We start from the raw sequence: 20,771 nt of genomic DNA on the forward strand, positions 1-20,771 counted from the left end.
TGGGCGACGCGTGGTGTTGCGGTGGTGGCCGGCGGAGCCGCCCGGGGGCGGGGCTTCAGTAAGTAGGGGGTGCCATCGCCCACAGGACCCGGGCTTCCTCCGTGCCCGTGCTCTCGACGACCCGGTGGGGTTGGCTGCTGAGGTAGTGGATCGAGTCCAGGGCGGAGAGCCGGTGATGCTGCTCGCCGACCCACACCTCCACCTCGCCGCAAAGGACCAGGAGCAATTCTTCGGAGCTGCCGTGGGTGTAGGGCTCCACGCCGGTGGAGCCGCCCGGAGTGAAGTGGCCGAGGAGCACCTCGAGGTGGTCGAAGGCCCCGGGGGTGAGCTTGATCTTCGTGGCGCCCTCACCGAACGACATGCCGTGGGCGTCGCGGAACCGCAGCACCGGGCCGGCCGCGGATCCCCCCTGGTCGAAGAGGTCGCCAACGGTCAGTTTGAGTACCTCACACACCCGCTGAAGGGTGCGCACGCTCGCATTGACCTGGTCGCGCTCGACCTGGGAGAGGTACCCCTCGGTGAGCCCGGACTGGTCGGCCAGGTCCTTGAGCGTCAGGTGGAGGGCACGCCTGCGACGGCGCAGCCGGGAACCGACGCCGGGACGAAAGTCGGCCTGTTCGTTCGACATGGCCGGGAAGCTAACAAGCCTTTGGCGTCACCACAATGGACAAAGCTCTCATCAAAGATTTCTTTGATGACCTTGTCGACCGAGGAGTTGAGCGAGCCCACTTCCCGCCACCCGCAAGCGACCTCCCATCAGCAAGGACTCCACCTCGACCCAGGTGGCGATGTCGAGGAGGGCGACCGGTGGCTCACGGAACCGGCAGGCATCCCCGTCACGCTCCACCAACGAGCCGACCCTTCGGGCGGGCGCTCGCCCGCCCTTCCCGAGCGCGGAGGCGGATCACGGTCAGCACGGCTGTCATTCGACGGGGGCGTCGTCCCGCTCCCGGACCTGCTGCCCCAACCCCCAAAAGAGTGTGATCTGGATCACGCTTGAGGTTGACCTTGGGTCAGGGTGGAAGCTCATCGCAGCGGCTCGAAGCCGACCCGGGCATCACCCATCTGAAGGAGCAAACCGCCATGTCCATCACCCTCAGCGACCTGGATCGTCCGGAGCTGCACAAGGCCATCGAGGACATCGTCGACTCCGGTATCACCGGGGTGCAGATGCGCGTGCACGATGAGCGGGGCGAGTGGGTCGGCAGCGCCGGCGTGGCCAAGCTGGGCCAGACCGCCAAGCCGCCGACCGAAGGGCACGTCCGGATCGGCAGCAACACCAAGACCTTCACCGCGACCGTGGTGCTGCAACTGGTGGCCGAGGGCAAGGTCGGGCTGGACACCCCGGCGGATGACTACCTGCCCGATCTCGGGCTGGACCGGCGCATCACGGTGCGGATGCTGCTGCAGCACACCAGCGGGGTGTTCAACTTCACCGGTGAGCTCAACGGCGACGGGACGGTCACACCGGGGATCCCCTCCACGATCACGGGCAAGGAGTGGGTGGACAACCGGTTCAAGACCTACCGACCCGAGGAGCTGGTACGACTGGCGTTGTCCAAGCCTGCTCGGTTCGAGCCAGGGACGGACTGGAGCTACTCCAACACCAACTACGTGCTGGCCAGGCTGCTGATCGCGAAGGTCACCGGCCGCTCGTGCGCCGAGGAGACGAAGCAGCGGATCCTGGGGCCGCTCGGCCTGTCGGGCACCGTGATGCCGGGCACCTCGCCGGAGATCCCCGAACCGCACGCCCACGCGTACTACCGGTACGAGGACGCCGGGAGGCAGAAGACGATCGACGTCACCCGCCACAACCCCTCATGGATCTCCGCCGGCGGCGACATGATCTCGACCACCAAGGACCTCCGCACCTTCATCTCCGCGCTGGCGGGCGGCGATCTTCTGCCGGCCCCGCTCTTGGCCGAGATGTGCAAGCCGCACCCCAGGAGCGGCTTCGGCCTGGGATTGCGTGTGCAGGACGTGGGCCCCGACGGCGACACCATCCTCTTCCACAACGGCGGCGCAGGTGGCCACGCCGCGTTGATGTACAGCACGCCCGACGGCAGCAAGACCCTGACCGCGTCGCTGAACTATGTGGACGACGCCGGCCTGTCCCTGGCAGCAGCGTTCCTGAACGCGCAACAAAGGCTCGTCGACGAGGTGTTCTGCGGCGGGCAGACGGAGCAGGCGCAGCCGACGAGCTGAGCAACGATTGCGCCCCGTACGCCTGGAGAGTCGGCCCCTTCGGGTCGTGCGTCGGGTAGAACACGAGGCGGGCCACGCCGAGTTCAACGACCGCGACGTCGCCCTTCCAACGCTCGGCCGTGGTGTGCGTAGCCGCCGAGCCAGAGCACAAGGCAGGCTGGGCGGATGATGCACGGAGTCACGATCGGGCAGGCGGCGGCTTTCGTCGGCGTCACGGTGAAGACGGTGCGGCACTACCACAAGCTCGGCCTGGTCCAGGAGCCGCAGCGCGACAGCTCCGGATACCGGCGGTACGGATCGGCCGACCTGTTGCAGCTGGTGCAGGTCCGGACACTGGCCGCCGCGGGGGTGCCGCTGGCCGAGATCGGGCCCCTGCTCGACGCCGACGCCACAGGGTTCGCCGCCGCGCTCACTGACGTCGAGCGGCAGCTCACCGAACGTATCGAGGAGCTGACCGCGCGGCGCGACACGCTGCACCGGCTCGCCGACGGCAACCGGGCTCTGCTGCCCGACCGCGCTGTGGCACTGCTGGAGCGGCTGCCCGGCCTCGGCTTCAGCGCGGACGAGGTGGCGGCCGCCAGGGAGGGCTGGGTGCTGGCCAAGGCTCTGGTCCCAGAAGGTTTCGACGACTACCTCGACCATGTCGAGCACGCCCTCGAAGACACCCAATTCATCGCCTTGATCAGGCGCGGAGCCGAAGCCGCGGCCTGGGAACCGGACGACCCGCGCATCGCCGAGCTCGCCACGGCCATGGCCGACCACTACCTCGCCAACCCCGCACTGCTGAAGATCGTGACCGGCCTGCAAGCCCGTACCGAGGCCGCGACCCGCTACAACCTGATCGCCCACCACGGCGAAGAGCAGGGAGCGGCCGCGGCCCGGGCGCTTGTCGAGGCCAAGCTCCGCTCCGCCGGCATCCGTATCCCCGGACCGGACGCCCGCTGACTGCGCCGCGCTCCGGACTTTGGGCTGGGCGACGGGCCGGGCCCTGCGCCGCCGCTCGAACGGCTGCGCGGCGTCACGCGCGGGCACCGGATCGGGGGCCTGCTCAGGTACCGCTGAGGAGCCCCTCGTCTCCGGCTCACCGGCCGAAATGCCTGATCGAGTCCCAGGGTTGCCTGCCACGGAACGGGAGCGTCATGGCTGGGTCACGGACGCCCACGTTCGCGCGAGGGGAATCATGCGTGACGTAGATGCGGATGGGGCGCGAGGACCAGGTAGAGCCCGGCCGCTGCCTGGCCGGGGTCCATCGGGAGGGGAACCATATGGCTCGTTCCGTGTCCACCGAGTCCGCGGCGGGGATGCCCGGCCAGCGGGTTGGTCAATTTCTCCTGGATCAGCCCAACCGCGTCCTGTTGGGCATCGTGCAGATCATCTGCCCCGGTCACGATGTTGAGAAAGGATTCATGCAGACGCAGGTCCTGCTGGTCGCGACGACTGAGGGACTGAGCTCTACGGAAGTAGGCGTCCCGGCCGTCATGGATGCGGTAGAAGGCGCTGACGAGGACGAGGAGCCGCTCGTACGCCTGCCGGTAGGCGGTTTGGTAGAAACGGCGGGCCGCGACCTCCTCGACGTCTCCGCTCAGGACGCCGGCGATGGAGGCCGCGCTGAGCAACGCGCTGTACATGGCGAGGTGCACTCCCGTGGACAGCAAGGGGTCGAGGAAGCAGGCGGCGTCCCCCGTGAGGAAGTAGCCGGGCCCGCAGAAGCGGTCGGTGACGTACGAGTAGTCGCTCTCCACCCTGAGTTGTGCATCCATGCGTGCTCCTTGGAGTACACGGGTGAGGGTGGAGTTGCGGTCGAGCGCCTCGCGGTAGACGGCTTCGACCGAACCTGCCTGCACCCGCCACCGGTTGAAGGAGCGTGTGTCGGTGACCAGGCCGACGCTGAGTGTGCCGTCGTGCAACGGGATGGCCCAGAACCAGCCGTGGTCGGGAAGGGAGAAGACTCCGATGGCGCCTTCGGGTGCCTGTGGCAGGGGTGCAGCGCCACGCCAATAACCCCAGGTGGCCACATTGCGGAAGACGTCATGGAAGCGGCGGGTGCGCAGTTGACGTGCGCCGAGGACTCCGGCACGGCCGGACGCATCGATGAGGTACCGGAAGGAGGTCTCGCCTTCGCGACCGTCCTCCGTCGTCCAGGACGCCGTGGCCGCGCGGCCGTCGTGCAGTGCTACGTGGCGTACCTTGACGCCCTCGCGGACATCGGCACCCTGGCTGCGTGCGTGCTGCAGCAGGAGATGATCGAACTCGGAGCGGATGACCTGAAAGCTGTACGTGGCCGGCCTGCCCGGGTCGTCGAATGCCAGCGACCAGTCCTGCCCGCCCCAGCCGTAGAAGGCCCCCGTCTTGCGGACGAAACCGTGTCGCTCCACCAGTTCCTTCGCGCCCATGGCCTCCAGGACGGGCAGGAGGGACGGCAGCAAGGATTCTCCGACGTGGTAGCGCGGGAAGCGGGAACGCTCAAGGAGCGTCACACCGAAGCCCTGCCGGGCCAGCAACGCGGCGGCCGTCGAGCCTGCGGGGCCGCCACCGACGACCAGGATCTGTGTCTCCTCCGGCATGCACAACCTCCAGAAATTCGAGGAGCGGCCTTCGTCAGCGCGGCCTGCCACTCTAGGTGACACGATGGTCACCATGCAGAGCGAAATGTGGCCATCAGCCGCAGGGACCGGGCGTCCTGCCCCGGCAGACAGTGCCTCGCATCCTCGGGACACGCCGAGCCTCCCGCCCGTCACGGTGGGCGTGGAGGAGGAGTATCTGTTGGTCGATCCGGTCTCCCGGGAGCTCAGTACGGAGGCCGGCAAAGTCGTGGAGGAAGCCGCTGCGGAACTCGGCGACCGCGTCACCACCGAACTCACCGCCTACCAGATCGAGGTACGTACCCGCCCGCACCAGACCCTGGCCGGACTGGCCGAGGATGTGCGCTCATTACGCGCGTCAGTGGCACGGGCCGCAGCGCGCCTGGGCTTGCGGATCATCTCCAGCGGTTCTCCCGTTCTCGGCCAGCAGACGCCGCCGCCCATCACCTCCGGCCCCAGGTATGCACAGAGCGTCTCGACGTTCCGTGCACTCGATGACGAGCAGAGCGTCTGTGCCTGCCACGTGCACGTCGGTGTTCCTGATCTGACGGTGGCCCTGGACATCAGCAACCACCTCAGGCCGTGGCTGCCCACACTCACTGCTCTGTCTGCCAACTCACCGTTCTGGCAGGCTCGGGACACCGGATACGCGAGCTGGCGGACGGTGACGTGGTGGCGATGGCCGATCGCGGGTCCACCCCCGTTCTTCGAGTCCCCCCGCCACTTCGAAGACCTTGTCGACAGCCTCATCGCCACGGGCTCGATCATGGACAGAGGCGGCCTGTACTGGGACATTCGACCGTCCCACCACGTGCCGACGGTGGAAGTCCGTGTCGCCGATGCCGCTTCGACCGTCCACGACACCGTGCTGCTCGCTGGAGTGGTCAAAGGACTGGCCCTCCGTGCGCTCAAAGCCACTTCCGAGGGGACGCCCGCACCTCGACCGCAGCAGGAGATGCTGCGTGCCGCGAGCTGGCGCGCCGCCCGAGACGGCCTTGCCGGGGAAGCCGTCGACCTGACCACCGGCCACCTCGTGCCCGCGATCAGCCAAGTGCGTCGTCTGCTGGCCGATGCCGAAAGAGCCCTCCCCCTCAACGACGCCTCCTACGTGGGGACTTACGGCTCACGACTCATCACCGGAGGCAACGGAGCCGACCGCCAGCGAGCCGCCCACGCCCGCCGCAGCTCACTCAACGACGTCGTCGACTGCCTGATCTCCGCTACCAAGCCCACCGACGAATAGCCCGATCGTGACCGGGGCCCCACCTGCCTGTCTGCTCCGCGATCGCGTGCTTGAACCGCCCAGGCTGTGCAACTGGAACCGCAAGGCGGGTGTCGGATTCTTCGATGGCAGCATGGCGGCCGGACAAATCGATGGACAGATGCGCCTGGCTCGCTCTAGCCTCCCTCCGTTCAAGGTCCACATATCTCAGCGGGGTGCATTTGATGACGGTTCAGGCAACGACGGTCAGCTACGGCCGACTGTCCTACGCAAACGCCATGACCTCATCGAACCCAAGGAATCCTTCCTGTGGATCTGCCACGCTTCATCACCATCCAAGAGAGCAGTCACCGCATCCACAACCCGTTCACCTGTGACAAGCTCGCCACCCTGGGCCAGGCGCTGAACCTGGCACCCGGGACGCGCGCGCTTGATCTCGCGTGCGGATCGGGCGAGTTGCTCAACACCTGGTCGCGGGACCACGGCATCACCGGGGTCGGGGTGGATATCAGCACGGCGTTCACCGCGCGCGCCCGCACCCGCGCCACCGAACTGGGTGTCGCCGACCGGGTCGACTTCATCCACGGCGACGCCGCCGGCTACGTCACCGACGAGCCGGTCGATCTCGCCTCGTGCATAGGCGCCACCTGGATCGGAGGCGGCGTGGCCGGCACGGTCGAGTTGCTCGGTCGCAGTCTTCGCCCCGGCGGCTTGATGCTGATCGGCGAGCCGTTCTGGCGTCGGGAACCGCCGAATCAGGAGGCCGTCGAAGGCTGTCACGCCGCGAGCAGGGCAGACTTCGCGCTGCTGCCGGAGCTGATCGAGCAATTCGGTGATCTCGGCTACGACGTCGTGGAAATGGTGCTGGCCGATCAGGACAGCTGGGACCGGTACCGGGCGGCACAGTGGTTCAATCTCCGCCGCTGGTTGGACCGGAACCCCGACGACGAACTGGCCGCCACGGTGCGGACAGAGCTCGTCACCGCCCCCGCCCGCTACGCGCGGTACGAGCGTGAGTACCTCGGCTGGGGAGTCTTCGCACTGATGGGCCGCTGACGGGCCGCTGACGGTTCGATCAACGTGGGTCCGGGCAACACTCTGCCCGGGCCCACGCGACGTCGGCATCGCTCCCGCATCGCACCTCCCACATAAGCCCCTCGCCGGCCAGAGGCCGAGGCCTACCGGCCAACGCCGCCCCCGCGTTCGCACCCCGAAGACTCCGGGGCACGGTACTCGTTTGTGCACAACTTTCGCCGAGTTTCTGACAGCGCCCATTAGGCGGGGCTACTTTCTCATGCAAGATGCCTCATAACCAGAGGGATCAAGACAAGGGGGAAGAAAGTATGCGCAAGATCGCCTTAACCGCCGCAGGACTGTCTCTCGCTGTGGGCACGCTCGGACTCGCCGTAGCCCCCAGCGCCAGCGCGGCGACTCCCTGTCCCAGCGGAGCAGTGTGCATCCGTGAGACGAACGGCAACATCCTCAGCAAGAACATCTTCTACAGCTACGGCTCCCACAACCTGTCGAATGTCACCGGCGACCGGGTGCTGGTCAACAATCAGACCGGCGGCGCCGGCTTCCAGGTCTGCTACGGCTACAACGGCGTCAACTGCTCCGTCGTGATGCGCGGCACGGGCGAATCCGCGCCGTACAACATGACCCCGATCAACTCCGTCGTTCTCGTGAGGTAGTCAATCCGAGGACACCAACGGCGAAGCCCCGGAGACAGCTTCAAGTCTCCGGGGCTCTGCGCTGCCGTGCCGGTCGGACAGCTCTGGCGGGTCCTCGTTGACCGCGAACGAGTAGCTGCGGTGGGTGCCCGGCGCTTCTCCGCCTTCTGCGCGGCCGGGCTCGCCGGACCCGGCCGCTCTAGTTCCCGGCCGCGGCGGTCGTGGCGGTCGTGGCGACAGTTATCGCGATCATCGCCGCCTGCATGTCGCGGATGGCAGCGTGGACGCTTTCGGCCGCCCACTGTCCGTCGGCCACCTGCGCCATCCGCGCGGCGACCTGCTTGCGCGGGCCTTCGGGGAAGGCCAGACCGTGCAGTTTGGCAGAGTGGATCAACGCGATCAGGCCGGCTGTCCGTACGTCCGGCTCGGCGCCTTCCAGTACGACGGCCCGGAGCCGTTCCCGCAGCTCAGCCTCGACGGCGCCATCGGCCTCGGGATAGCGGCGCATGGGGAACACGCCGAGCGCCTTGCGCTTCTCCTCCACGACCACGCCTCGGGTGCACAGGCTCTCAAGGGCCGCACCGACGGCCTTGGCCTGGTCCTTCGTCAGCCACTCCGTCACCCGTCGCTGCTTGCGACCGCGCAGCCAGGTCTCGATCAGTGCGGTCCGGCTGTCGAGCAGCTGATCTCCGGTCGGCGTCGTGTCGGTCAGTTCGAGGTACTTGCCCGCAACGGTTACCCGCTCGGCCAGGACGAGTTCCAGCAGGATCCCTCCCGCGACCGCCCACCCCGCGGCTTGTCGCTGCTTCGCCGACCCGGACTCATCGTCCAGGGACAGCAACATGATCTCCTCGGCCAATGTGATCGCCATACCCACAACCCTCGCATACACCCGTTGATCGTCTTCTCGTGATCAGACTCCCGGGACGAGTACGAGGTTCCCCCGCCATCCCGCGCTTGGCCACCCCGGCGTTCAAAGTGCTCCGCCGAAGACGAGGCCCGGCCACCCCGGAGGCGACCGTCGCCCGCGAGGCGGCACAGATCGACGTCGATGCTCACGGCCACCTTGTCGAACGTCCTGGCCGCTGGGCAGCATGAGAGGGCATCTCTGCCGGGCCCGTAAGTCGAAAGGTACTGATGAGGCTGCTGCTGAGCTCATGGTTTCTGACCCCCGACACTCGGCCACCGGCGCTGCCCGGCAACCTGCGCACCGGCAGGGCAGCCATCGTCATGAACGCTCTGGATGAACACGGCCGCTCACGCAACCGCAACCTCGCCCGCGAGAGCCGCACCCTGGAGACCTTCGGCTACTCCTGCGAAGAACTGGATTTGCGCGACTACTTCTCCGCCCCCGAGGGTCTCACCCATCGTCTGACCGACCTGGACCTGGTCTGGGCTCTGGGGGGCAACGCGTTCGTGCTGGCCCGCGCCATGACTCGGTGTCGGTTCGGCGATGCCCTGAAGCAGCAGGCGCATCGGTCTGAGTTCACCTACGGCGGCTACTCAGCAGGGGCATGCGTCACCGGACCGGACCTACAGGGCATCGACCTCATGGACGACCCGACGATACTTCCCGACGGGTATCCGTCCACCACCGCACCGGAATGCCTGGGTCTGGTCCCCTACCGAATCGTTCCTCACTGGCGATCCGAACACCCGGAAGCGGAAGGTGCGGAACGAGCCACCGCTCATCTCACCGGCCACGGACTGCCGCATCGATGTCTACGCGATGGGGAAACAATCAGCATCCAAGATGTCAGCAAGGTGGTCATCTGACCCGCAGGTGGCGGTGGACGGCCGCTGGACCGGCGCGGAGTTGAGTGCCCAGCCGGGGTGCGGCCGTCTCCCGGAGGCCGTTCCGAGCATCAGCCATCACGCAGTGTGCTTACTTCACGGAAACTGTGCCTGCGCTGCACCGGCTGTGCGAGGTTCGGCGTTGTCGGGTGAGGTCTGTCGGCGGTGCCCTTTCGCGCAGCCGGCTACGAGATCGCCGAGGTGACCGCGGCGACCCGGCGGGCCAGGCGGTCGGCTGGAACATCGATGAGTTCGTAGCCGAAGGCGCGATAGCTCTGCTCATGGACCCTTTCGAAAACCAATGACTCCTGGAGACTGATCCGACGGGCACCGGTGGGCTCGCAGAAGCCCAGATTTCGAATGAAGAGCACCTTGCGGTCATAGATCTGTCCGGCGGTGATCCGCTCGATCTCCGCAGTCAATGCGCGGGATACCGGCAGCCCCAAGTACTTGGCGAGCGCGTACGTGCAGACCGGAGAGCGATCGAACACCTGGACGGAGTCCGTGGCGGAGGCTTCCAGCTGTCGTAGTCTTTGCAGATCAACGATGTCGTCGATGAACGACGCCCGAGTCCACGGCGCGTCCTCTCCGTGCGCCTGCGCCTGCGCGATGACTGCAGTCGCCGCCTCCTCGACGACCCTGTAGCCAAGCTCAGCCAGGCACCGCAGGATCGATGTCTTACCCGCTCCCGGCGTACCGGTGAGAACGTACCGTCGCATGATCAGAAACCTTTCGTGCATTGCGGGTGCAGCCCACTGGCACCCAGCCGGACCTCTTTACGGAGGCGTCGAGGCAGGGGGCCTCCGGGCATGGATGAGGGTGTGTTCTTGGTGTGCTTTCAGCGGGCCCTCGAACGGCTAAGGTGCCGGAGATACCCGCAAACCCAGGGCGTGCAGCAGGGGCGTGCAGCAAGCTGATCACGGCTGTCCTGCTCAGCGTCACGCCGGCTCCCAGTACACCCGCCCATCGAGCTCTCGGCAACCCACCCGGCGGCCAGGCCACAGCGAAGGCGCGATAGCGTGCACGGCCATGACGGCCAACTCTGCGCAGGGCACTGCCCGTTCCGGCGACAGCATCACGATATTCGCCGGCCAGGGGCGCACCGGCCGAAGGGCTTTCGACCTCGTGGCAGCCCTGCTTCCGCCCGCGATCCTGGTGGTGACGGGCCTGCTGGTGCGGGCCCGGCTGGTCGACGACGGGTTCGTCATGCTCAACATGGTCTCGCCCGTCCTCAGCGCCCTGGTGTGCTTCTACCCCCACCTGGGCTGGCACGCGCGGTTGCACGACGGCGACCTGCTGTCCGTGCGCACCGCGACCGGGCGGCGCACCGTCGACCTCGCTCGGCTCCGCAAGGTCGGACGGATCGAGGTGGTCGCACAGGGCCCCACCGACGACCGGCTGATCCTCACCGACGTCCACGGCGTGCGGGTCATCCTCAACAAGCTCAAGGGCGGCCGCGACACCGTCGACGCCGCCGTGCGCAGGGCGCTGCTCCACAGCCCTGCCAAGGCAGGCGTAACCGTGTCCGGGCGCGCCGCGGAACGTCTCACCCTGGAAGCGGAGGTGCAGCGCCCGAACGGCAGGTTCAAGGAGGGCCGCCGTATTCCGTTCGCGCTCATCGGTTTCGCGCCGCTGCTGTCCGTGCCGGTGTACCTCCTGGTGGCGTTCGTCCTGACACTCGGCGGATTCCAGCTCGCAGACATCTCCTGACCACGCGAAGCCAGCCATGGGCTCCCTCTGCTCACCTCCGCCACCACCACGGGGAACGCCACGGTGGGCATGCGGGGCCTGGTGGTCGAGGAGCTGAGGACGCCGACGGCACCGAACGATGACGGACAATGCCGGGATGACCCGCCCCAGAATCCGTGTCGCCGCATACGTGATCCGGAATCTTGTCGTCCCTGAGCTACTTGTGTTCGATCACGTCGATATGCCGGAGGCCGGCACCCAGGTCCCTGCCGGAGGCGTCGAATCAGGCGAAGGACTGGAAGCAGCGGTTCTTCGAGAGGTCGCCGAGGAGACCGGTCTGCTGACAGCCACAGTGGTCCGGCGGATCGCTGTGGAGGACAAGCCTCACCCCGACTCCGGACTGCCGCGGCGCACCAGCTTCTTCTACGTCCAGGCTCCCGCAGACACCCTCGATGCGTGGGAGCACCAAGTCCACGGCGACGGAGAGGACGACGGCCTCACGTTCGCCTGCCGGTTCCTCTCACTTCCCCTGACGCAGCCACTGGCCGACGATCAAGACGCATGGCTGGGCCGCGTCGACCCGCGCTGGACCACCGTTACCGGCGACAATCAGCGATCCGGCTGAAGCCGCCCGGAGCGGGTGCCGAGGTGTCTCGGGCTTCGCGGCATCTCCGGAAACGCCCTCTACCCCGAGTACGTGGTGGTGGCTACGGTTCCGAGCATGGCCAACTCGTATGCGGGACTGGCGCCTTACTACGACCTCATCATGACCTCGGGGTACTACGACTACGACGCATTCACGCGGGCCCTGCTGGCACGCATCGGTAGTCGCAAGGCGCTGCTGGAGCTGGGGGTGGGCACCGGGCTGGTCTGCGAGAAGCTGCTGGAACTCGGACCGCCGGATCTGCGGATCACCGGACTCGACCACACTGAGAGCATGCTTGCCGTGGCACGCGAGCGGCTCGGTGACCGGGTCCGTCTCCTTGCACAGGACATCCTGGAGATGTCGCTCCCGCCGACCTTCGATGCGGCTTTCTCGGTCGGTGGCATCTGGTACGGCGTCCAGGACCGAGAGCACAGCTGGCTGGGCAGCCATCTCCCGGGTGAGGCCGAGGACCTCAAGGGATTGAGCAATCTGGCATGTGCCCTTCCGCCTGGCGGGACACTCCTGCTGACTCTCCAGGAGCAACACCGCTCCTACCGTCGGACGCTGCCCGGCGGGCTCGTCTACGCCCAGGAAATCCATGACCAGGGCGATGGGCGGTACGTCAAGGACTACACGGTTCTGCGCGAAGGCCAGGTGGTGGCGCACCAACGCTCCCCGTTCCGCCTCCGCTCACAACAGGAGGCCGACCGACTGCTGGAAGAGGCCGGATTCCGCTTCGCTGCCAGGAGCCCCGACAGGTTGCTGCTTGAGTACACCCGGCTCTGAGGCCCCTCGTTTCGGAGGCCCGTCACTTCAGTTGGCTTCGGTTGAGGATGGCGCGGTGTGTTCGTCCTGCTGAGAGCCGGGCGGGCACGGTTCACCCTCGCAGCGAGCGGACGTCGTGCGGCCGGCGCTCTCTCGTCACCCAGCCGCCGGCGGACGACGACTGACAGGGCTGGTCGGCCGACAGCTCCGACGGACCTCAGTCAAACAGCCGTAGCGGGAGCGACTTCAGGCCGTTGATGAAGTTGGACACCAGCCGCTGAGGTGGGGCGGCAACCGCCAAGGTGGGCAGCAGGTGGCAGGTCTCCTCATAGAGCGTCCGCAGTTGCAGCCTGGCGAAGTGCGCGCCCAGGCAGGTGTGCGGGCCGTCACCGAAGGAGACATGGGGGTTCGGGGTACGGGTCAGGTCCAGCCGGTGCGGGGTGGCGAAGACCCGTTCGTCGTAGTTGGCCGCCCCGTGGAAGACGACGACCTTGTCCCCGGCACGTATGAGTCGGCCGGCCAGCTCGGTGTCGGACGTTGCGGTCCGGCGGAAGCTGAGCACCGGTGGATGCCAGCGCAGCAATTCCTCCACACAGGTGGCAGTGGGCGCCGCTCCGGCGCGCAGACCGCGGTACGCCTCGGGGTGCTCGGCCAGTGCCAGCAGTCCGCCCGGGGCGGCGCTGCGCACCGTGTCGTTGCCCGCGATGGTCAGCAGGAAGAAGAACATTTCCAGTTCGGGGGTGGGCAGCTCCTCATCAAGGGCGAGTACGGTCAGGACGTCGTCGCCCGGGTGCCGTCGCTTGTGGGCTGCCAGCTCTCGCGCGTAGCCGAACATGTCACCGAGCATCGCCGGAGAACGTGGATTCACGGGCGGGATGGGCGGCGCTTGCGACGACACCGCGGTAGCGGAGACGGGCGGGGACGTTCCCGCCTCGTCCGGGTCCTGGTAGCCGATGACGCGGCGGGTCCAGTCCAGAAGCAGTCCGCGGTCGCCGGCCGGGACGCCGAGCAGGTCGCCGAGGTTGAGCAATGCGAACTCGTCGGTGACGGCGGTGACGATGTCGACGACGCCGTCCCGGGAGCGTGCCGCGTCGGCTGCCGCCGCCAGCAGGCCACGGGCCCGTCGGCGTACGGCGACCGTGAAGCGCTCGATTCGACGCGGAGTGAAGGCGCGGCTGACCAGGCGTCGCAGCCGGTTGTGGTCCGGGGAATCCTGATTGAGCATCATGCGCCGGATGAAGGGCAGGTCGGCGGGGTCGGGGTCGCGGATCTGGGTCGCGCCCAGGTGGGAGGAGAACGTGCGGGCGTCCTTGAGGACGTGTACGACGTCGTCGTGCCGGGTGACGGCCCAGAAGCCGGGCCCCGCAGGCCAGCCGAGCACTTCGTGCTCCTCCTGCCAGGCCACCGGGTGCCGGTCACGCAGCAGCCGGTACGCCATGTGCGGCAGCCCGTGCACATAGCCGCGAGGGTCGAAGACGTTCGGCACCTCAGGGTCCGTGGTGGCCGCCGCGCCCGCGGACGGCACCGTCACCCAGCCGCCCCCGGCCCTTCGCCTCCGCCCCGCCCGGCGCCCTCGGCCTGTCCGTTACCGTCGTCGACCCGCCCGGCATCGTCCTCTCGCAGGAAGTCCTCCACCGTCCGGATCAGTTCCAGCGGCGTCTCGTCCATGGAGTAGTGGCCCGCCGAGGGCAGTTCGACGAGCTTGGCGTCGGTGTGCCATTGCATCCACGTCTGCCGCGCCAGGTCGGCGTTCAGGGCCGGATCCAGCGCGCCGGTAACCACCAGCGCCGGGGCCGAGGAGCCCTCGATCTCGGTGTGGAACCCCTCCCCCGCCCAGGAGTCCAGCCAGGCCCGGAACGCCTTCGGGTCGCTGCACGCCAGGGACCGCCGCACCATCCGGTCCAGCCATGCCGCAGGGCGGCGTCCGCCGGTGGTGATGTCGAGGATGGCTCGCCGGCTGTCCGGATCGTGCTCCGCGGAGGTGAACAGTTCCCACTGCTCGGGGGGCATGGGCAGCCCGGATGCAGGGACGGGTGAGACGCCGGCGAGCCGGCGCACGCGGTTCGGCGCCGCGGCCACCACGCGCTGGATGACGCTGCCGCCCATCGAATGCCCGATCAGGGAGAAGCGGTCCCAGCCCAGGCGATCGGCGAGCGCCAGCACATCGGCCGCCGCCTCTTGCGTGGTGTACGCACCGGCCGCCGACTTCGCCTCTCCGTATCCCCGCAGATCGACCAGTGCGTACTGGAACGCATCCTGGTCGAGGTCCGGCAGCAGAGCCTCGAAGGCGGACCGGTCGGCGAACCACCCGTGAACGGCGATGACCTTGTGCGGTCCCGACCCGTGCAGGCCATGAGGTAAGGCGAACGGAGTCACGCTCTCTCCCGACGTGAGACTAGGGCGCGCAGGACCCACCACCGCGCCCGCTCACACATTGACGTGAACTCCCCCGCCCTGCAAGAGGACGAAAGCCCGGCGCGTCCCCCGCAGTCGCGCACGCCGACGGAGGCGCAAAGTCGTTCGGGCGCATTCGCCACGGACCCTGGCACTCAGCACCCGGAGCTGGGGGTTAGTTGGACGATGCCCGTCGCTTCGGCTACAGCCCAGCGCGCCCCGCTTCGGCCGAGGGCGTAGGCGTTCGTACGGCTCGTGCCCTTGGCGGCCCGCCCGGCGCGTAGCCACTCCGTGGTGGAGGTCGTCACCGACGACATGCCCTTCCTGGTCGACTCGGTCACCAACGAGCTCTCCCGCCAGGGCCGCGGCATCCACCTGGTGATCCACCCGCAGGTGATCGTCCGCCGCGATGTCACCGGCAAGCTCATCGAGGTCTACGACTCCACCTGCGAGGCGCACGGCAACACCGGCAAGGGCAAGGCGGCGGAGCTGCCGCACGACGCGGTCACCGAGTCGTGGATCCATGTCGAGATCGACCGGGAGACCGACCGCGAGGACCTCCAGCAGATCACCGCCGATCTGCTGCGGGTGCTGTCCGACGTCCGCGAGGCCGTCGAGGACTGGGAGAAGATGCGCGGCGCCGCGCTGCGCATCGCCGACGAGCTGCCCTCCGAGCCGACCGCCGACGACCTGCGCGACCAGGAGATCGACGAGGCCCGCGAGCTGCTGCGGTGGCTGTCGGCCCACCACTTCACCTTCCTGGGCTACCGCGAATACGAGCTGGTCTCCGCGCCGGGTGAAGGCGACGCGTGGAGCAGCTCGACGGCGAGCACCACGACGGCCGCGACCTGCTACAGATCCTGGGGACCTGCCCGCGCGACAAGCTGCGTGCCCCGTTCACGCCTCTGCCGGCCACGGGCGTTCGCGTGCACTCGACCACCACTGCTCCATGACGTTCACCGCCGACGAGCCGCGACGGTGACGAGGGACGCAGGGACAGCGGCCGAGGACCGGGTAAAGGTGCAGGTCGGGCGGACATGTTGCTCGCCGGCGCTGGAGTTGGCCAGACTCGATCAAGAGAAGAAGGGCGGCCTCAGCATGCCTGGACGGACGCCCCCAGGAGCTCTCCACAGCAGGGGAGTTGGCCGCACCCAGCCAAGCGCTCGATACCATCAGTCACAACGCGAAAGAGAGCCCGTTACCTCGCCCCAGGCTTCCTACGGCAACTGGTTCGAGGGGGCTCTCCACGCGACGCACCACCCATCCATCAGGTCGCTCAGACCCGATTTCTGGAGGCACACCCATGGAAAACGACGGTACCACCCTGCCCGTGGACGGCACCGGCAAGCGCCGCACCCGCCGTCAGCAGCGACTGCGCCACCCCCGTGGACAGCGCTCGCGCCCCCGCCCGATGTGGCAGGAGCCGGTACGCGGCGCCCTGTACGCCGCGGGAAGCGGGCTCATCGCCCTGGCCGTGGCCTGGTTCCAGAGCCGCATGTGACACCGGTTGACTGAGCTACGCGGCGCTCCGCCCCCATCCCGGTGCGGGGCGCCGTGCTTGGGCATCAGATATCAGAGCGCGCTACCGATGACGCGGTGAAGCATCTCGGCACGAGCAAAGCTGCCCTTACCGTCTCGGCGATGCACTGCAGTTGGGCCCTGCAGCGTTCTCCCGTTCCATGTGGATACGACTGTCCCGGAACAGCCGTCGCCAAGACGGATCCAAGGCGGCCCGGGCACAGCGCCGCCAGGCACGGGCGGGCCCGCAGGGCGGGGCCGTACGCGATCGGGCCGGCCGGCAGGTCAGGCACTGCAGCGCAGCATCTCCAGCGGCCGCTTCGCGAGGAGGTCCGCGTCGGTCGGCGAAGGGACTTGAAGGCCCGTCATGGCCCGGAACGCCGAGAGGCCCGATGCTTTCGCACACCTCCCCGGCCCCGCACCGATCGCTGGGAGAGCTCTCTACCGCCCCCCGGCGCTCCGGGCGGCCAAACTCTGCCGCCACTGCTCCATCACGCCCCGGAGGGACTCGCTCACGAGGTCAAGGAATTCGGCGGAGGACTCGAAGCGGGCGCCGGCCGGGGTTGCGGCCCCGAGAATCTCGGTTGCTTGGCGCGATGCGGCCACCAGGGCGTCGTTCATCTGCAGAGCCGCAAGGGTGGACCGGAGCCAGATCTCATCGTCGATGACATAGCGTTCGCGGCGCCCGCCGGGCGACCGCTCCCGCCTGAGCATTCCCTGCTGTTCGAGGAAGGTGACGGCGTGCGAGACGGACGCAGGGCTGATGCGAAGCCGCTGGACGAGATCGGCAGCCGTGAGGGTGCCTGAGTCGGTGATCAACAAGCAGGCCAGCACTCTGGCCATCATCCGGGGCAGCCCCTGCTGTTCGAGGAGAGCGGTGAAGGACTCGGTGAACTCATGGACCACTTTGGGGTCCCGCCCATGGCCACTGTCAAGGACGGGGAGCGCCGGAGGCTGAGCCTGCTTGTGCCGGCGCGCACGCTGCCGTGTGGCCTCTTGCGCCCGGTCCGCCCGGTAGCCGTCCGGTCCACCGTTGCGGGCGACCTCCCGCATGATGGTCGATGCGGGACGCCCGATGCGCTGGCCGATCTCTGTGTATCCGAGTCCCTCGTTCAGCCCCGCGGCGATGTGCTGACGGTCCTCATTGGTGAGTCTGCCTCCGGGCATCGGTGCTCGTCTCCCATCTGTCGACATGCGCGGGGCTCGGCGTCCGCACGCCGCACTGCGCAGTCCGCATTCTGCATTCACACGAAGCCCATTGCAATGTGAGTCTTGATCGCCCATTGCATTCGGCGCCAAGGTCATTGCAATTTGAGCCTACAAGTACCCATCAACAGCTCACAGTAGACGCCTAATTGCTCGTTGACGAAACAATGAACGCAATGTAGCGTCCCAGTCGTTCAGTGATTCCCGAACACTTGCGAGTGCCAGTGGCAAACGCAATGAGGGGGTCCCATGAGCAAGCTCCAGCTCACCGAGACCATGAGCGCCACGCCGGGACGGGTCGCGCGGATCGAACGCTGCACGCAAGGAGATTCATGATGGGACAGAACAACGGCGGCTTCTCCGAGGCGGGGCTGCACCGAGTGCGCGACGTGCTGGCACGGCATGTCGAGTCCGGCAAGATCCCCGGGCTCGTCGCCCTGGTCAGCAGGGGTGATGAGACGCACGTCGAGGCGATCGGGACGATGCGCCATGACGGTGGCGCGCCGATGCGCCGGGACACGATCTTCCGGATGGCGTCCACGTCCAAGCCGGTCGCGATGGCGCCGGTGATGGCCCTGCTCGACGAGTGCAGACTGAGACTGGACGACCCGGTGGAGCAGTGGCTGCCCGAACTCGCCGACCGTCAGGTGCTGCAGCGGATCGACGGTCCGCTGGAGGAGACCGTTCCCGCACGACGGCCGATCACCGTACGGGACCTGCTGACCTCCACGTTCGGGCTCGGCATAGATCTGACGGCGATGGGCTCTCCGATCATGAACGCCATCTTCGAGCGGGGCGTCTTCAGCCAGGGCGCGCAGCCGCTGCCCGAGCCGGACGAGTGGATGCGCCGTCTGGGCACGCTGCCGCTGATGCGCCAGCCCGGAGAGCACTGGCACTACCACCTCAGCCACGACGTGCTCGGCGTGCTCGTCGCGAGGGTCACGGGCCGGACGTTCGAGACCTTCCTGCGCGAGCGCATCCTCGATCCGCTGGGGATGAAGGACACCGGATTCCACGTGCCCGCCGACAAGATCGACAGGCTGCCGCCCAGCTACGCACCCAACCCGCAGACCGGGGAGTTCACCGTGTGGGACGAGGCGGTGGGCGGACAGTACAGCGCCCCTCCGGCGTTCCAAGCAGGCGGCGGCGGGCTGGTCTCCACCGTCGACGACTACCACGCCTACTTCCGGATGCTGCTGAACCACGGGACGCACGGAACCGAACGCATCCTGTCCCGCCCCGCTGTTGAGCTGATGACCACCAACCGCCTCACGCCCGAGCAGGAGACCGCCCGATCAGCCCTGGCCCGCAACTCCGTCCACGTGTCCTTCGGCCAGGGGCAGCAAGGCGGCTGGGGCTTCGGGATGGCGGTGCGCACCTACCGCGGCGACTACGCACCCCTCGGCCAGTTCGGCTGGGACGGCGGAACCGGCACCACTACGTACGCCGACCCGGCCAACCAGCTCACCGGAATCCTGCTCACCCAGGTCGGGTTGTCCATTCCGGATCCGGCGAGGCTCATCCATGACTTCTGGACCACGCTCTATCAGGCGATCGACGACTGACACCCAATCCGCCCGCCCACTACGCCCCTGGAGGCCGAACCAGGAGGGCAAGCCGGGCCCTCGACAAGCACTCGACCCACCCGGGCTCCACATCACAGAATCGGACCACCACGGGTCACGACCACCACGCACCACGGAGGAAGACACAGTGAAGCGCATCGGCGTCATCGGAGTGGGCGAGATCGGCCGGGCCCTCGTGACGGGACTGTTCGACGGGGGCGACGAGTCGCCAGAGGTGTTCCTCTCGCCTCGGGGAGCCCGCACGGCTGCGGAGCTTTCCGCACGCTACGAGGGCGCGATGGTGTGCGTCGACAATCAGGAGGTGGTGGACCGCTCCGAGGTGGTGTTCATCGCCGTACGCCGCCAAGACCGGCAGGAGGCACTCGCCGGCTTGAGGGTGAGCGACGACAAGATCGTGGTCAACGTGATGGCCGGCGTAGGCAACGACGACCTGCGCCGGACACTCGGTACCGACGCCCCGCTGGTACGAGCCATCCCCCTGCCCGCCATACGCGAACGGCGCTCCGTCACGGTGACATACCCATCGCACCCGGTAGTGGATTCCCTCTTCGAACGCTTGGGCGGCGTGCTCCCGGTCGCGGACGAGACGGCCTTCAACGTCTTCTCCGCACTGACGGGGACGCTGACCACCCATTACTGGTACCTCGCCACCCTGACGTCGTGGGCCATCGGCCACGGCATCGCCCCCGACGACGCGGACAGCTACGTTCGCGGCCTCTTCCAAGGGGTGGGTCGCGCCCTGAGCGACGAGACCCGCTCCCTGCACCAGCTCGCCGCCGACCACGAGACCCCCAACGGAAACAACGAACGCATCCGCACCACATGGTTCGGCCCGGCCAACTCCGAAGCCCTCAACAAGGCCCTCGATGACCTTCTCGACCATCTGAAGTAGCCCGGGGTGGTCGCGGCAAATGCCCGCGATTACCCGCCTGGCGATGGCTCCGCAGCAGCCACCGTCGCTCGCCTCGGAGCTGAGCGTCCCCGGAACGCAGCCAAGAGTTATCACCGCGAGCTGGCCTAAATCTTTCGGTGTCAAGCAGAATGCGGGGCATGACGGAGGAAGCGTGCAAGGAAGACGTCATCGAAACCGCATGGCAGAAGCTGCTGACCACCCATCGAGTGGACGGCCGGCTGCTACGCGCCGCCTACGCCGAGCCCCGACTACGGCAGCTGTTCCCCTGGGTCGGCATGGGCGAGTTGCACTTCAGCCGGTGTACAGAGCTGCGCTGGACCTGGGACGTCCCGTTCATCGCCCCGATCATGGGCGGCGGCTTCCTCGTCGGCGGGCCCTCACGGTCCCAGAGCGTGGGCCCCGCACAGACCGCGGAGGCCGCCATCGCCATGGTGGTCGAACGGCTCCCGCCAGGCTGCGGTCGCGCCTTCGTCGGCACACCAGAGGAGCTGGCCGAAAAGGAACAGTCTGACTAGTTGGGGCGGATGCTCCTACAGAGCTCAAGCGGCAGGAGCCGGGCAGTACAGGCGGCAGGGATGCCG

At 67.9% G+C, this 20,771-nt stretch carries 19 protein-coding genes and 1 pseudogene; 13 read left to right on the forward strand and 7 right to left on the reverse strand.

Annotated features, from left to right (window positions below):
- Positions 1-55: 55 nt before the first annotated feature.
- A complete protein-coding gene (locus tag ACGFZW_RS01390) occupies positions 56-628 on the reverse strand; it encodes an XRE family transcriptional regulator (RefSeq protein WP_393890914.1) in 573 nt (190 codons plus the stop codon).
- A 455-nt stretch (positions 629-1,083) separates the two neighbouring features.
- Between ACGFZW_RS01390 and ACGFZW_RS01395 the strand changes: the two genes are divergently transcribed.
- Positions 1,084-2,205, forward strand: coding sequence for a serine hydrolase domain-containing protein (locus ACGFZW_RS01395; RefSeq protein WP_393890915.1), 1,122 nt, complete (start codon positions 1,084-1,086; stop codon positions 2,203-2,205).
- A 165-nt stretch (positions 2,206-2,370) separates the two neighbouring features.
- On the forward strand, positions 2,371-3,150 hold the full coding sequence (locus tag ACGFZW_RS01400) for a MerR family transcriptional regulator (RefSeq protein ID WP_393890916.1): 780 nt from the start codon (positions 2,371-2,373) through the stop codon (positions 3,148-3,150).
- Between the two features lie 233 nt (positions 3,151-3,383).
- Here ACGFZW_RS01400 and ACGFZW_RS01405 read toward each other — a convergent pair whose 3' ends face one another.
- On the reverse strand, positions 3,384-4,769 hold the full coding sequence (locus tag ACGFZW_RS01405) for an NAD(P)/FAD-dependent oxidoreductase (RefSeq protein WP_393890917.1): 1,386 nt from the start codon (positions 4,767-4,769) through the stop codon (positions 3,384-3,386).
- A 181-nt stretch (positions 4,770-4,950) separates the two neighbouring features.
- On the opposite strand from ACGFZW_RS01405, the gene ACGFZW_RS01410 reads away from it, so the two are divergent.
- The 3 genes from ACGFZW_RS01410 (at position 4,951) to ACGFZW_RS01420 (ending at position 7,700) form a co-directional block, all read left to right on the forward strand.
- Entirely contained in the window at positions 4,951-6,030 is a 1,080-nt protein-coding gene (locus ACGFZW_RS01410) for a glutamate--cysteine ligase (protein ID WP_393890918.1), read from the forward strand.
- Positions 6,031-6,318: 288 nt separating this feature from the next.
- Complete coding sequence (locus ACGFZW_RS01415; protein WP_393890919.1) at positions 6,319-7,065, forward strand: SAM-dependent methyltransferase; 747 nt, start codon at positions 6,319-6,321, stop codon at positions 7,063-7,065.
- Positions 7,066-7,460: 395 nt separating this feature from the next.
- The gene (locus ACGFZW_RS01420; protein WP_393890920.1) at positions 7,461-7,700 is read left to right on the forward strand and encodes a hypothetical protein; all 240 of its coding nucleotides are present in this window, start codon (positions 7,461-7,463) and stop codon (positions 7,698-7,700) included.
- A gap of 178 nt (positions 7,701-7,878) precedes the next feature.
- Here ACGFZW_RS01420 and ACGFZW_RS01425 read toward each other — a convergent pair whose 3' ends face one another.
- Complete coding sequence (locus ACGFZW_RS01425) at positions 7,879-8,550, reverse strand: GPP34 family phosphoprotein (RefSeq protein ID WP_393890921.1); 672 nt, start codon at positions 8,548-8,550, stop codon at positions 7,879-7,881.
- Between the two features lie 266 nt (positions 8,551-8,816).
- On the opposite strand from ACGFZW_RS01425, the gene ACGFZW_RS01430 reads away from it, so the two are divergent.
- Entirely contained in the window at positions 8,817-9,455 is a 639-nt protein-coding gene (locus ACGFZW_RS01430; protein WP_393890922.1) for a Type 1 glutamine amidotransferase-like domain-containing protein, read from the forward strand.
- A 203-nt stretch (positions 9,456-9,658) separates the two neighbouring features.
- Here the strand turns inward: ACGFZW_RS01430 and ACGFZW_RS01435 are convergent, their stop codons facing one another.
- On the reverse strand, positions 9,659-10,192 hold the full coding sequence (locus tag ACGFZW_RS01435) for an ATP-binding protein (protein ID WP_393890923.1): 534 nt from the start codon (positions 10,190-10,192) through the stop codon (positions 9,659-9,661).
- A gap of 310 nt (positions 10,193-10,502) precedes the next feature.
- Here ACGFZW_RS01435 and ACGFZW_RS01440 point away from each other — a divergent pair, with 310 nt between their 5' ends.
- The 3 genes from ACGFZW_RS01440 (at position 10,503) to ACGFZW_RS01450 (ending at position 12,594) form a co-directional block, all read left to right on the forward strand.
- Entirely contained in the window at positions 10,503-11,183 is a 681-nt protein-coding gene (locus ACGFZW_RS01440; RefSeq protein WP_393890924.1) for a hypothetical protein, read from the forward strand.
- A 136-nt stretch (positions 11,184-11,319) separates the two neighbouring features.
- On the forward strand, positions 11,320-11,787 hold the full coding sequence (locus ACGFZW_RS01445) for an NUDIX domain-containing protein (protein ID WP_393890925.1): 468 nt from the start codon (positions 11,320-11,322) through the stop codon (positions 11,785-11,787).
- Positions 11,788-11,883: 96 nt separating this feature from the next.
- Positions 11,884-12,594 carry a class I SAM-dependent methyltransferase gene (locus tag ACGFZW_RS01450; RefSeq protein ID WP_393890926.1) on the forward strand — a complete coding sequence of 237 codons (711 nt, stop codon included), beginning with the start codon at positions 11,884-11,886 and terminating at the stop codon, positions 12,592-12,594.
- Positions 12,595-12,790: 196 nt separating this feature from the next.
- On the opposite strand, the gene ACGFZW_RS01455 is transcribed toward ACGFZW_RS01450, so the two are convergent.
- Both ACGFZW_RS01455 and ACGFZW_RS01460 read right to left on the reverse strand, forming a co-directional pair.
- The gene (locus ACGFZW_RS01455; protein WP_393890927.1) at positions 12,791-14,104 is read right to left on the reverse strand and encodes a cytochrome P450; all 1,314 of its coding nucleotides are present in this window, start codon (positions 14,102-14,104) and stop codon (positions 12,791-12,793) included.
- Complete coding sequence (locus ACGFZW_RS01460; protein WP_393890928.1) at positions 14,101-14,949, reverse strand: alpha/beta fold hydrolase; 849 nt, start codon at positions 14,947-14,949, stop codon at positions 14,101-14,103. The genes ACGFZW_RS01455 and ACGFZW_RS01460 overlap by 4 nt, the downstream gene beginning before the upstream one ends.
- Positions 14,950-15,249: 300 nt before the next feature.
- On the opposite strand from ACGFZW_RS01460, the pseudogene ACGFZW_RS01465 reads away from it, so the two are divergent.
- Positions 15,250-15,771: pseudogene (locus tag ACGFZW_RS01465) on the forward strand (NAD-glutamate dehydrogenase); the annotation flags it as partial.
- A gap of 1,155 nt (positions 15,772-16,926) precedes the next feature.
- Here ACGFZW_RS01465 and ACGFZW_RS01470 read toward each other — a convergent pair.
- Positions 16,927-17,652: a helix-turn-helix domain-containing protein gene (locus ACGFZW_RS01470; protein WP_393890929.1), complete on the reverse strand. Its 726-nt coding sequence runs from the start codon at positions 17,650-17,652 to the stop codon at positions 16,927-16,929.
- A 374-nt stretch (positions 17,653-18,026) separates the two neighbouring features.
- Between ACGFZW_RS01470 and ACGFZW_RS01475 the strand changes: the two genes are divergently transcribed.
- The 3 genes from ACGFZW_RS01475 (at position 18,027) to ACGFZW_RS01485 (ending at position 20,705) form a co-directional block, all read left to right on the forward strand.
- Positions 18,027-19,256: a serine hydrolase domain-containing protein gene (locus tag ACGFZW_RS01475; protein WP_393890930.1), complete on the forward strand. Its 1,230-nt coding sequence runs from the start codon at positions 18,027-18,029 to the stop codon at positions 19,254-19,256.
- A gap of 148 nt (positions 19,257-19,404) precedes the next feature.
- Positions 19,405-20,169 carry an NAD(P)-binding domain-containing protein gene (locus ACGFZW_RS01480; RefSeq protein ID WP_393890931.1) on the forward strand — a complete coding sequence of 255 codons (765 nt, stop codon included), beginning with the start codon at positions 19,405-19,407 and terminating at the stop codon, positions 20,167-20,169.
- A 158-nt stretch (positions 20,170-20,327) separates the two neighbouring features.
- Positions 20,328-20,705 carry a DUF6193 family natural product biosynthesis protein gene (locus ACGFZW_RS01485; protein WP_393890932.1) on the forward strand — a complete coding sequence of 126 codons (378 nt, stop codon included), beginning with the start codon at positions 20,328-20,330 and terminating at the stop codon, positions 20,703-20,705.
- The last annotated feature ends 66 nt before the right edge of the window (positions 20,706-20,771 follow it).

Source organism: Streptomyces sp. NPDC048248 (genome assembly GCF_043201875.1).
GTDB lineage: Bacteria > Actinomycetota > Actinomycetes > Streptomycetales > Streptomycetaceae > Streptomyces.